The organism is Mesorhizobium album (assembly GCF_033977205.1).
GTDB lineage: Bacteria > Pseudomonadota > Alphaproteobacteria > Rhizobiales > Rhizobiaceae > Mesorhizobium > Mesorhizobium album.
This window is the reverse complement of the sequence record NZ_JAVIIW010000001.1, coordinates 333100-345127: the sequence shown is the minus strand read 5'-3', so window position 1 is coordinate 345127 and position 12028 is coordinate 333100. Positions and strand designations below refer to the sequence as shown.

Genomic DNA, 12028 nt, shown 5'->3' with positions numbered 1-12028 from the left:
CAAGCCTCGATATCAGCCGAACGCAAACATTTCCACACTGGCTGGCAATGCATTGTTGATGCAAGAGCTTTCGCCATGTCGCTGGCTCAGGTGGCCTTCAGCCGGTAGCGGATAACTGAGCGACCACGCCATCAGCGCCACTGCCGCGAGGAAGATGATGATCGGCGGCGCGTCCGCCGAAAGTCGTCTTGTGCTGAGCCATGCCTTGCCTTGGGAATGGCCCCCCAGGACAAACTTTAGGGTCTGTTGCTGCATTGCACAACAGGCGATTGCAATGCGGGAAGAATTCGTGAGATCGCCCGACGCTGCAATTCGATCCCGAGGCTGCGCGACGGCTAGAGCAATTCCAGGAAAAGTGTGAAACGGTTTTCCGTCCGGAATTGCGTCAAAACAAAGGGATAGAGCGGTTTGCCGTTTCTGTGAAACGGTGAACCGCTCTAGATCCCGATGCCGCGTCCCTTGAGCGCCGTTGAGATCTCGTCGAGGATGGCAGGATCGTCGATGGTCGCCGGCATGGCCCATTCCTCCTTGTCGGCGATCTTCTGCATCGTGCCGCGCAGGATCTTGCCGGAGCGCGTCTTCGGAAGCCGCTTGATCGTCACCACCGTCTTGAAGGCGGCGACCGGGCCGATCCTTTCGCGCACCAGGCCCACCACCTCGCTTTCGATGGCGCCGGTGTCGCGCGACACACCGGCATTGAGCACGACGAAGCCGAGCGGCACCTGGCCCTTCATGGCGTCGGCGATGCCGATCACCGCGCATTCGGCGACGTCCGGATGCGCGGCCAGCACCTCCTCCATGGCTCCCGTCGAGAGCCGATGGCCGGCGACGTTGATGATGTCGTCGGTGCGGGCCATGACATAGAGGTAGCCGTCCTCGTCGATCATGCCGGCGTCGGCCGTCTTGTAGAAGCCGGGGAATTCCTCGAGATAGGCCTGTCGGAAGCGGGTGTCGGCGTTCCACAGCGTCGGCAGGCAGCCCGCCGGCAGCGGCAGCTTGACCACGACATTGCCGAGCGTGCCGCGCGGCACCTCATGGCCGGCATCGTCGAGCACGCGGATATCGTAGCCGGGCATCGGCACGCCGGGCGAGCCGTATTTCACCGGCAAAAGCCCGAGCCCGGCCGGGTTGATGGTCATCGGTGATCCGGTTTCGGTCTGCCACCAATGGTCGATCACCGGACGGTTGAGCTTCTGCTCCGCCCATTTGATGGTTTCGGGGTCTGCGCGTTCGCCGGCGAGGAACAGGGTGCGGAACTTCGACAGGTCGTATTTCGGCACGAAGTCGCCCTGGGGATCCTGCCCCTTGATGGCGCGGAAGGCGGTCGGCGCCGTGAAAAGCGCCACCACGCCATGCTCCGATATCACCCGCCAGTAGGTGCCGGCGTCCGGCGTGCCGATCGGCTTGCCTTCGAAGAGCACGCTGGTCGCGCCATGCAGCAGCGGTCCGTAGACGATGTAGGAATGGCCAACCACCCACCCGACATCGGAGGCCGCCCAGAACACTTCGCCCGGCTTGACGCCGAACTCGTTGTCCATCGTCCATTCCAGCGCGACCATATGGCCGCCATTGTCGCGCACGATGCCCTTCGGCTGGCCGGTCGTGCCCGAGGTATAGATGATGTAGAGCGGGTCGGTGGCTAGAACCGGCACGCAATCGACATTGGCGCCGGCCGCGCGCTCGCGGGCGACCGCGTCGGCATAGTCGATGTCGAAATTGTCCGTCATCTCGCAGCGCAGTTGGTCGCGCTGCAGGATGAGGCAAGCGTCGGGCTTGTGCTTGGACATCTCGATCGCCTTGTCGAGCAGCGGCTTGTAGGCGACCACGCGGCCGGGCTCCAGGCCGCAGGACGCCGAGATGATCAGCTTCGGCTTGGCGTCGTCGATGCGGGTGGCGAGCTCATGCGAGGCGAAGCCGCCGAAGACCACCGAATGCACGGCGCCGATGCGCGCCGAGGCGAGCATGGCAATCGCCGCCTCCGCCACCATCGGCATGTAGATGATGATGCGGTCGCCTTTGCCGATGCCGCGGTTCTTCAGCACCGAGGCGAGCGCGACCACCTCGCGCTTCAGTTCGGCATAGGTGAATTTCCGGATCGTGCCGGTGATGGCGCTGTCGTGGATCAGCGCCAGCTGGTAGGCGCGGCCTCCCGCCACGTGGCGGTCGATGGCGTTGAAGCAGGTGTTGCAGGTGGCACCAATGAACCAGCGGCCATAGACGCCGGCCGTTGGATCGAAGACTTTTTCGGCCGGCGAATACCAGTCGATGGCCTTGGCTGCCTCGGCCCAGAACCCTACGGGGTCGCGTTTCCAGTCCGCATAGACTTCATGGTAGCGCGATGCCATCGACTTTCCTCCCCGGGAACGATTTGCCGTCTCGCAATAGACTAAGCCGCTTCCCTCAGCCATGTCTTCCTGCAATTTGGTCGACTTGGCCAGCAAAGCCGTCCGGCGGCGCGTCCGGTTGGAGCGTCGTTCCGCTTGCCCGGGATGTGAGACGGCTTAAAGCGGCAGTGCCGCGAGCATCAGCCCGACGCCGCCGGCGATCAGAATGGCGGCCGCCAATGCCTTCCGGTGGCGCTCGAAAGTCGTCGGAGCCCGGTCCCAGTTGTAACGCATACTGTTCACTCCCCCAGAAACGCCGCTGGTTTTTAGCTTACCTTGGGGCAGGAAGGCAACACTTTGCCGGAAACGCGTCACAGTATTGACAATGCTGGGCGCCGATTGTCATTTGCAGCCGTCAACTTATGGCGGGGATACCTGTGAAGAAAAAGTACGAAAAGCCTGTATTGAACAGGCGCGAGAAGCTGTCGGCTGTGACAGCAGTACCTGCGAGCTCAACGAACTTCGACTGATATTCGGTGCTACCGTGGCAAGCCTGCTTCGATCGATCGAAGCAGGCTTGATTTTTTGGCGAGAGAGCCGGATGGACACATCGCCAAATGCGCCGCGGCTTTCGCTGGCAATGGACAGTGTCGCGCTGCCGCGCTAATTCCTCTCCGGCAATTGGTCTGGAGCGGGCGCATGGTCGAAATTGCCTTTGAAACGGTTCTGCGGATGGCGGATGACGCCTCCGTCCAGCATGTCGGCGACGGCGCCGTCGTGCTTCTGGCGCGCAGCGGCCAGCTCTACACCTGCAACGGCACCACCGAAGCCTTCCTCGACAAGGTCGACGGCGCGCGCAGCCTCGATCAGATCGTCGATCTGCTGTCGGACGAATTCGAGGTCGACAAGGCGACGCTCGACGAGGACATGGCGGCGCTGGCCGCCGAGCTGGTGACGGAAGGCATCCTCACCGACGCGGACGCGTGATGGCCGACGGACCGTTCCTGCGCGCCCTGTTCCGCGCTCATCTCTGGCTCAGCGCCCGGCTGATGCCGGGGCTGATCGGCCAGCGCGATCTCGAGACGGTGCTGAAATGGGCGCCGCTTGACGCGCCCACGCCCTATCGCGGCCTGCCTTCGGCCTACATCGTCGCCCGCGTCAACCGCACGGTCCGCCATCCCTGGCTGATGCGCGACCGCAGGTGCCTGCGGGAAGGGCTGCTGGGTTTCCGCTTCCTGCGCATGGCCGGGTTCGATCCCGAGCTGCGCTTCGGCGTCGATTCGAAGTCCATGCAGGCGCCGCGCCTGTCGGCGCATTGCTGGGTCTGCCTCGACGGCAAACCGGTGGTCAGCGACAGCCTGCCCGGCATGGTCGAGATCTATCGCCATCATGCCCACACTGCCGGGGCGCGCGCCGCTTGACCGGTGCTGCAACCACTTTCCGTTATGACCTCGATGGCCAGGTCATCGGCATATCGGCGTCGCGCGCCGAGCTCTGGCCGAGCTTCGACCTGATGCTCGGCGCCTTGCGTGTCAGCGAATCCGTCGAAGCCGGTTTTCCAGTGAACATTGTCGAGACATCGGCCCTGCCCGAGAACCCCGAAGGGAAAGTAGCCTTCGACGGCGACGTTCCGCTGGACGGCCATTGCCGACTGATCGACGGCGGAGATGTCGTCCATCTGATCTTTCCCGGCCTGCAGATGGCTTCCATCCATGCCGATGAAGGCTGGGCCGAAATCCGCGTCCATCCCGGCAGCACGGTCAAATGGACGCTGCTGATGACGGTTCTGGATGCCGCGCTCGATGCCGGCGGACAGCATATGCTCCATACCGCCGGTCTGACGTTGCCCGACCACAACGCGCTCGTGCTGATCCATGCGCCGAGCGGCACCGGCAAGTCGACGACGTCCATGGCGCTTGCTTCGCAAGGCTTCGGCCTCTGCTCGGACGATGCCATGATCCTGCGGGCGACACCGGATGGCACCACGGCCTGGGGCATGCCGCGCAAGGCGAAGATCCACCGCAACACCGCGGCGATGCTGCCATTCCTCTCACCCTGCCTCGGAGACATATGGGACGCCGAGGGCGAGCAGGCCGTTTCGCTGGAGCGTCTGAGCGAGATCATCCGCATCGAAGATGTTCGCGCCAGACCCGTCGCCGCGCTTTTGCATCTGGCGCGCTCAGCGGATGGCAAAACCCGGCTGATACCCATGGCTAGGACCGATGCGATGGTGGCGCTCGCCACCGACAATGTCAGGACCGGCATGACCGGCCTCCTGCCGATGCAGAAGCGTCGGATGGCAACGATCGCGGCACTGGTCAAGGCGGTCCCCACCTTCACCCTGGAAGTCGGCTCAAGCCCGACCGACGCAGCGGCGCTGATCCGCGCCGTGCTGGATCAGGCCTGAGAGCAATTCCAGGAAGTGTGCAACGGTTTTCCGTCCGGAATTGCGTGAAAACAAAGAGATAGAGCGGTTCGGCGTTTCCGTGAAACGGTGAACCGCTCTAGACGGATACCTTCCATCCCGCAGAGCGGGTTCTCAGGCCGGATAGGGTCGCGACCGGGCCAGCCGCTGCACCCAGCGGAAGGCATCGCGGCTGAGGCGCGAGCGCATCTTTTCCCTGGAATTCACGCGAAGCAGCATGTTGCCGGTGATCAACCATTTGGCGAGCCGTATCGAGAGATCGGGCTTGATGCGGTTGGCAAGCGCGATCGCGCGCGGCTCCTCGAACAGCCGCCCGGTCACGTTGAGAACGGTCGCCAGCTCGAGTTCGATGCCGGTCATGCGCGCAGCCTCGAGCAGGCGCGCTTCCGCTTCCGGCGATCGCAGCGCGCGCACGCCCTGCAGCACATCGACGCAAAGCTGCAGCCGGTGGAATTTGTGGCCGCCGGCAGCGTGAACGATGGCGATGGTGAGCAGCGACGCCGGCGTGTTGGTCTCGCCGCCGTCGATGACCTGCAACTCGCGGAACCCGAGCGACAGGCGCCGCCGCATGCCGGAATCGTGGACCAGGTTGCCGTGCAGCTCGATCAGCAGGCTGGAATTCTCCCTCTCCAGCCATTTGAATTCCTGCAGGTCGTGCGACTGCGCCTCGCCGCTGGCCAGCACAAAACCGCATTCAGCGATCACCTTGTTGGCCGCGCCGATGCTGGCGGGATCGACCAGGATGTCGATATCGGTAAACGGCCGGTCCGAGGCATGGCGGTAAAGCTTGCGCGCAAAGATCGGACCTTTGACGATCCGGGCCGGCACGCCTTTTTCAGCCAGCACCTTCATGATGCGATCGCCGTGATATTGCAGCAGCATCGATTGGCCGGTCGCGATCGTCGCCTGGTCGCGCAGCGCGGAGAGCTTCTGCAGGAGGGCAGCGTCGTGCGGCAGTTGCGCGTCGCCTCGTTCCCTCAGCTTGCGCAGCATGATCGGCAGCACGCCGTGGAATTCCGCATTGGCAAGCAGCGCCATCAAGCTGTTTGCCGAAAGGCTCCGGTCCCGCTCGACCAGCGTTTCGGGATCGGCAAAATCGAGCAGCAGTTTTTCTTCGGCAGGCGAAAGCGGAGGCAGCATCAACCGGGCAATGTCGCGAACAACAGGAGGCGACCATGGTCGCAGAAAAGCCCGCGCGAAGCTACATCCCCCAGCGCAGCGCCGCCGTGTGCACCGGCGCGTCCCACAGCGCCGTCATCTCGTCGTCGAGCATCGTCAGCGTGATCGAGCAGCCGGCCATGTCGAGCGAGGTGACGTAAGAGCCGACTAGCGAGCGAACCACCGTCACGCCCTGCCGTTCGAAGATTTTGCGGGCGCTGTTGTACATCAGGTAAAGCTCCATCGACGGCGTGCCGCCGAAGCCATTGATGAAAAGCAGAGCCGGTCCCTTGGCGCGCTCGCCGAGGTCGCCGGTAATTGCGGCACAGACTTCCTCGGCGATGGCGTCGGCGCTCTTCAGCGCATCGCGCCGCCGGCCGGGCTCGCCATGGATGCCGACACCGAATTCCATCTCGTTGTCGCCGATCTCGAACGTCGGCCTGCCTGCCGCCGGCACCGTGCAGCTGGTCAGCGCCACGCCCATCGACCGCGTCGCGCCGTTGACGCGATCGCCCAGCGCTTTGAGATCGGGCAGCGCCAGGCCTTGCTCGGCCGCGCCTCCGACGATCTTCTCCACCACCAGCGTGCCGGCGACGCCGCGCCGGCCGGTCGTGTAGGACGAGTTCTCGACCGCGACGTCGTCATTGGTCACGACCTGCAGCACGCCTTCCGACATTTCGGCGGCCATGTCGAAGTTCATCACGTCGCCTTCGTAATTCTTGACGATGAACAGGCAGCCGGCGCCGGTGTCGACCACCTGAACGGCCGCCAGCATCTGGTCGGGCGTCGGCGAGGTGAAGACCTGGCCGGGGCAGGCGGCGTCCAGCATGCCGTGGCCGACCAGCCCGCCATGCAGCGGCTCATGGCCTGAGCCGCCGCCCGAGATCAGCGCCACCTTGCCCGGCTTGAGCTGTCTGCGGCGGACGAATTTGTACTCGTCGCCGAGCGTTAGGATGTCGGAGTGAGCGGAAACGAAGCCGTCGAGGCTTTCGGTGAGCACCGTGTCCACCGAATTGAGAAACTTCTTCATGGCAGTCCTCCCGAGTACGTCCTGCTTAGCCGCTGCCCTTGCCGGCGATGCTGGTGATCTTCTGGATGAATTCGTTGATCGCTCGGTCGAGCGCGGCATTCTGCTTGTCGTCGCCGAAATCTGGCACGATGAGGGAGACGTGGCGTGTCTTGCGCGGGCCCGAAGCCGTCGACATCTTGCCCGGATGCGCCTGGTGATAGGCGGTCATAAACTGGTCACGCTCGGCCTGGCTGAAATGGCAGACGGAAAAGATAGAAGGCAAATGCTTTGACGGGATCGGGATCGAATAGGCCGGGCTGGAGATCTGGGTGACGAAGCTGCGGTGCTTGCCGAGCGCATCGGCAAGGCGCTGGCGCATGCCCGACGGCCGCTGGTCGATGACCTGCGACAGGATCGTCTTGTAGGCGCGGATCGCATCTTCCGAGCCGGCTTCGGCTATCTTGGCGGTCTTGGCCATGCCGCGCTTACACCGAGACGTCCGCAATGGCCGCCTTGGCCATGGCGAGCTGCGCCGGCGCGACCGAAAGATTGCGAAGGCCGGCCTCGAGCAGCGCCGGGATGGCGGCCGGATCGCCGCCCGCATCGCCGCAGAGGCTGACCGGAATGCCTTTCTCCCGTCCGAAGGCGGCGACAGAGGCGATCAGCCGCAGGACGGCTGGATGGCGAACGGAATTCAGATGCGCGACGACGGCATTGTCGCGCGCCGCCGCCATCACATATTGGGTGAGATCATTGGAGCCGATCGAGAAGAAGGCGACATTGGCGAAAGCCTCTGGCGCGATCGCCACCGACGGCACCTCGACCATGATGCCGAGCGGCGGCAGCTCGTGGGCAACGCCGCGCGCGGCAAGCGCCGTCTGCTCCTCGGCAAACAGCGCTGCGGCTTGGGCATACTCTTCGGCTGTGGCGATCATCGGAAACATCACCTTCAGATTGCCGTGTACAGCGGCGCGCAGCAATGCCCGGATTTGCACTCGGAAGACGTCGAGCCGGGCCAGCGACAGCCGGATGCCGCGCAGGCCGAGGAAAGGATTGGTTTCCGCGACAGTGAAGCCTGGCACCGGCTTGTCGCCGCCGGCATCGACCGTGCGGATGGTCACCGGCTTGTCGCCAGCCCATTCCAGCACCTTGCGATAGGCGCGGTACTGCGTCTCTTCGTCCGGCAACGACTTGCCGAACAGGAACTCCGTCCGCATCAGGCCGACGCCATCGCAGGTCGCGATGTCGATGCCGTCGACATCGGAAGGGTCGGAGATGTTGACCTGAACGCGCACGGCAGTGCCGGCTTTCGTCGCCGCCGGCTGAGCCAGAAAAGTCTGCGCCTTGCCCTGGCGCGCCGCGAAGGCGGAGGACGACTGGCGAAAGGCTCCGACCTCGGCCGGCGAGGGCGAGAACACGATGCCGCCATGCTCGGCGTCGAGCAGCGCGACACCCGCGGGTTTGTCCGCCGAGGCGCCGAGGCCGACCACCATCGGCACGCCACGCGAGCGCGCCAGCATGGCGACATGGCTGGCCGTGCTGCCGGCCTTGAGCGCGATGCCGCCGCCTCTGCTCCAGTCGGTTTCGAGGAAGCGCGTCGGCGCGATGTCCTCGCCATAGAGGATGGCACCGGGAGGCGCGGCAGTCTCGCCGTCCTCGCTCAGGGCCCGCAGCACCTGGTCGCGAATGTCGCGCAGGTCGGCGGCGCGCGCGCGGAAATAATCCTGCTTCGAACTCTCATAGCCGGCGATTTCGGCATCCAGCGCCCGCCGCCAGGCAGCGTCGGCGGGCTGCCCCGAACCGATAGAGGCGAAGGCTGGGATACTCAGCGCGTCGTCCTCCAACATGGCGATCTGGAATTCGAGAATGCCGGCGGCGTCGCCATCGGCGGTTTCGACAAGCGAGGTCAGCCGGCTCACCGAATTGCCGATTGCCGCCTTCAGTGCTGCTTCTTCCTCCGCCGCGCTCGCCTTGCTTCTGTAGGAAATTGGGGGCCGGTCGAGGTCGAACAGCGGCCCTTCGGCATAGCCGGGAGAGGCGGGAAAGCCTTCAATCCGCATGAACCGCATTCCTTGCGGGTCGAACGCCACGTTCGCCCGTGTCAAGCGGACCGGGCATGGTCCCTATCCTCGTCGAAGTCGCGCTGCACCAGATCGACCAGCGCGCCGACGGCTTCCCCAGCACCATCGCCTCGCGCCCTTATGTGCAGCACGGTTCCCTTGGGCGCCTTGGCCGCCATCACCTTGACGATGCTCTTGGCGTCGAACCAGGGGCCGTTGGCGGCGAGCGCCACTTCCACCTCGGCCGCGAACGACTTGGCGAGTTTGGTGAACTTCACCGAAGGGCGCGCGTGCAGGCCCACCTCGTGGGTGATCAGAACCGTGGCTTCGGCGGATGCGGACATTCAGTCGGTTCCCGTTCGTTCACGACGGCGACAATTCATGCGCCGTCGCCACCACTTCCTTCAGCGAGGCTCCGCCGGAAGATTCCGTCGCCGCCATCACCGCGCCCTCGACGATCGGCGCGTTGCAGACCACGATCTTGTGGGAGCGCGGCTCGCCGATCATCTCGACCGCCATCTCGCTGTTGGTCTCGGCGCCGCCGAGATCGACCAGGATGGCGACGCCCGCTTCCGACCAAGCCTTTTCGATCGCGCCCATGATCGCTTCGACGCTGGTGCCGAGACCGCCATGGCCGTTTCCTCCGCACCATGCAAGCGGCACTTCGTCGCCCACCATCTGGCGCACCATGTCGGCCGTGCCTTCGGCGACAAGCGGCGAATGCGATACGATGACGATGCCCACATTGCTCATCAAGAACCCTCGATCGCCTCAGCGACTGCACGCACCAGAAGCGCGGTCGAGCGCGCCCCGGCATCCATATGCCCGATCGAGCGCTCCCCCAGGAAGGAGGCGCGCCCGCGCAGGGCTTTCATCGGCACGGTGGCGTCCGCGGCGTGATCGGCGGCATCGGCGATTTCCGTGGCCGTTTTGCCCTGCGCCAGCGCCTCATACACCGGCTGCAGTACGTCGAGCATGGTTTTTTGCCCGGGCTGCGATTTGCCGCGCGCCCCGACCGCCTCGATCGCCTTGCTGAGCGCCGCCGTCAGCGTGGCTCGGTCCGGCGTGCCGGGCAGCTCCTTGCCGAGCGCCATGAACAGCGTGCCGAACAGCGGTCCGGAGGCGCCGCCGACGGTCATCACCAGCTTGGTGCCGACCGCCTTCAGCGCGTCCGGCAGTGGCTTCGCTGCGATTCCGTCCGATTCGGCGCGCACGGCCTCGAAGCCGCGCTTCATGTTCAGCCCATGGTCGCCGTCGCCGATCGCCTGGTCGAGCGCAGTCAATTCATCGGCATGCGCCGCGATCGTATCCGCTGCCGCTGCGATCAATCGAGAGAATTCGGATGCGGCCATTCTCTGTCCTTCATGCCGGGGCGAACATGGCCGCCACGGCCGCGAACGCTTCTGCTATCGCAAAGGCGCCCGGATCGGCGACGCCGTCAAGCTGCCGGCCGATATAGGCGGAGCGGCCAGCCTTCGCCCTCTGCATCGCCGCCGTAGCCTCCGCGCCGTGGCGGGCCGCTTTGGCCGCCGCTTCCAGTCCGCTTGCGTCGAGCGCTTTCAGCGCCGGCTCCAGCGCGTCGACCATGGTGCGATCACCGACCTTGGCGCCGCCGTAGAAGATCATCCGGTCGAGGCCGGCGAGCAGCGCCTTGCCGAGCGACGCCCGGCCGTCGAGCGACTGCGCCGCAGCGGTGAAGAAGATCGACAAAAGCACGCCGCTGGAACCGCCCATCGAGGTGCCCAATATATCTCCGATTGCGGCGAGCGTTGCGGCCTTATCGGCAAGCGGAAGCGTGCCGATGCGGTCGAGCACGCTGCGTGCGCCGGTCGCCACCGTCGACCCCGTGTCGCCGTCGCCGGCCTTGGCGTCGAGGCTATTCAAGGGCTCTTCGAGCGAGATTAGTTTCTCGCAGACGGCCGTGATCAGCCGCATAGCGCCGGCGTCGCGACTGGTCGCCTTCGTATTGCGACTGGCGGGCTTGGCGACTGCCACGACCACCGGCGGGCGAACCGGCCTCGCCGGCGGCCAGGCATGCGGGCCGACCGGCGCCAGCAGCGCCGACTCGCGCTCCGCGCCTAGCCTGATCAGCGACAGCGAGAAGCCGTTCATGTTGAGGGCGGTCATCAGATGACCGGGGCCGATCGTCAGCGTCACCGCCTTTGCCAGCGACGAGGACAGCACGGTATTGGCGATCAGCGACATTTCGAGTGGTGGCACCGACCCGAGATTGTTGATCAGCAGGGCGTAGTGGCTGTGCGGGTCGATCCGTGCCGCAAGGCGTTCCGCCATGATGGCGACCAGCTTGCTGGCGGCCTCCAGGGCGATGCGCTCGACGCCCGGCTCGCCATGGATGCCGAGACCGAGTTCGCCGTCGTCGGCACCGAAGCGGTCTTCATGCGCCTGGCCCGGGATCGAGCAGGAGGAGAGCGAGATCCCCAACGAAACGATGTCTTTCGCCGCCGCGCGTGCCGCCGCGGCGACCGATGCGAGATCGTGGCCGGCTTCGGACAGATGCCCGGCGATCTTGTGCACGAACAGCGTGCCGGCGATACCGCGCGGCTGGGTAATGTCGGGGAGCGCGATATCGTCGGCGACGATCACCATCTCGACCGCAAAACCTTCGGCGCGCGCCTTTTCGGCGGCGAGGCCGAAATTGAGGCGATCGCCGGTGTAGTTCTTGACGATCAGCAGACAGCCGGCCGGCCCGGTCGTCGCGCGGATCGCCGCCAGCACCGCCTCGACGCTAGGCGAAGCGAAGATCTCGCCCGACACCGCGGCGGTCAGCATGCCGGCGCCGACGAAGCCCGCATGCGATGGCTCGTGCCCGGCGCCACCCCCGGAAACGATGCTCACCTTCGTCTTGTCCCAGTCGGCGCGCAGCACGACCTTGACTTCGGGATAGCCGTCGAGGCGCGCCAGCGTGCCGGAGCCTGCTGTGGCGAGAAAGCCATCTAGCGCTTCGGTGACGATCGAGTCCTTGCGGTTGAAAAAGTGCTTCATGGATTTCGTCCAGTCCGTATCTGCAGTCGTCAAAAACTGTGCGATGTGT

The 12028-nt window shown here is 65.2% G+C and carries 14 protein-coding genes and 1 pseudogene; 4 read left to right on the top strand and 11 right to left on the bottom strand.

The genetic code is table 11. The features are described 5' to 3' along the window. Positions 1–12 precede the first annotated feature (12 nt). The 3 genes and pseudogenes from RFN28_RS01615 to RFN28_RS34810 form a co-directional block, all read right to left on the bottom strand. The gene (locus tag RFN28_RS01615; protein ID WP_320285603.1) at positions 13–255 is read right to left on the bottom strand and encodes a hypothetical protein; all 243 of its coding nucleotides are present in this window, start codon (positions 253–255) and stop codon (positions 13–15) included. Between the two features lie 182 nt (positions 256–437). Next, on the bottom strand, positions 438–2156 hold the full coding sequence (locus RFN28_RS01610; protein WP_430676995.1) for an AMP-binding protein: 1719 nt from the start codon (positions 2154–2156) through the stop codon (positions 438–440). A 72-nt stretch (positions 2157–2228) separates the two neighbouring features. After that, a pseudogene (locus RFN28_RS34810) lies at positions 2229–2273 on the bottom strand (hypothetical protein); the annotation flags it as partial. Positions 2274–2709: 436 nt separating this feature from the next. Between RFN28_RS34810 and RFN28_RS01605 the strand changes: the two are divergent. From RFN28_RS01605 to RFN28_RS01590, 4 genes are read left to right on the top strand one after another with little or no spacing between them, the layout of a single operon-like run. Then, on the top strand, positions 2710–2991 hold the full coding sequence (locus RFN28_RS01605) for a hypothetical protein (RefSeq protein WP_320285601.1): 282 nt from the start codon (positions 2710–2712) through the stop codon (positions 2989–2991). Positions 2992–3023: 32 nt separating this feature from the next. Next, the gene (locus RFN28_RS01600; protein WP_320285600.1) at positions 3024–3311 is read left to right on the top strand and encodes a PqqD family protein; all 288 of its coding nucleotides are present in this window, start codon (positions 3024–3026) and stop codon (positions 3309–3311) included. Continuing rightward, positions 3311–3745, top strand: coding sequence for a lasso peptide biosynthesis B2 protein (locus RFN28_RS01595; RefSeq protein ID WP_320285599.1), 435 nt, complete (start codon positions 3311–3313; stop codon positions 3743–3745). Before RFN28_RS01600 ends, RFN28_RS01595 begins: the two co-directional genes overlap by 1 nt. After that, positions 3742–4731 carry a serine kinase gene (locus tag RFN28_RS01590; protein ID WP_320285598.1) on the top strand — a complete coding sequence of 330 codons (990 nt, stop codon included), beginning with the start codon at positions 3742–3744 and terminating at the stop codon, positions 4729–4731. The genes RFN28_RS01595 and RFN28_RS01590 overlap by 4 nt, the downstream gene beginning before the upstream one ends. Before the next feature lie 132 nt (positions 4732–4863). On the opposite strand, the gene RFN28_RS01585 is transcribed toward RFN28_RS01590, so the two are convergent. From RFN28_RS01585 to RFN28_RS01550, 8 genes are all read right to left on the bottom strand, one after another. Continuing rightward, positions 4864–5889: a nucleotidyltransferase family protein gene (locus tag RFN28_RS01585; protein ID WP_320285597.1), complete on the bottom strand. Its 1026-nt coding sequence runs from the start codon at positions 5887–5889 to the stop codon at positions 4864–4866. Positions 5890–5950: 61 nt separating this feature from the next. Continuing rightward, positions 5951–6937, bottom strand: a complete 987-nt coding sequence (gene dhaK, locus RFN28_RS01580) for a dihydroxyacetone kinase subunit DhaK (protein WP_320285596.1) — start codon at positions 6935–6937, stop codon at positions 5951–5953. 25 nt (positions 6938–6962) lie between these two features. Beyond that, positions 6963–7394, bottom strand: coding sequence for a hypothetical protein (locus RFN28_RS01575; protein WP_320285595.1), 432 nt, complete (start codon positions 7392–7394; stop codon positions 6963–6965). 7 nt (positions 7395–7401) lie between these two features. Further along, positions 7402–8976, bottom strand: coding sequence for a phosphoenolpyruvate--protein phosphotransferase (gene ptsP / locus RFN28_RS01570; protein ID WP_320285594.1), 1575 nt, complete (start codon positions 8974–8976; stop codon positions 7402–7404). Positions 8977–9017: 41 nt separating this feature from the next. Beyond that, positions 9018–9320, bottom strand: a complete 303-nt coding sequence (locus tag RFN28_RS01565; protein WP_320285593.1) for an HPr family phosphocarrier protein — start codon at positions 9318–9320, stop codon at positions 9018–9020. Between the two features lie 19 nt (positions 9321–9339). Then, complete coding sequence (dhaM, locus tag RFN28_RS01560) at positions 9340–9729, bottom strand: dihydroxyacetone kinase phosphoryl donor subunit DhaM (protein ID WP_292314107.1); 390 nt, start codon at positions 9727–9729, stop codon at positions 9340–9342. Then, entirely contained in the window at positions 9729–10328 is a 600-nt protein-coding gene (gene dhaL / locus RFN28_RS01555; RefSeq protein ID WP_320285592.1) for a dihydroxyacetone kinase subunit DhaL, read from the bottom strand. The genes dhaM and dhaL overlap by 1 nt, the downstream gene beginning before the upstream one ends. A gap of 10 nt (positions 10329–10338) precedes the next feature. Beyond that, the gene (locus RFN28_RS01550) at positions 10339–11979 is read right to left on the bottom strand and encodes a dihydroxyacetone kinase subunit DhaK (RefSeq protein ID WP_320285591.1); all 1641 of its coding nucleotides are present in this window, start codon (positions 11977–11979) and stop codon (positions 10339–10341) included. Positions 11980–12028: the final 49 nt, after the last annotated feature.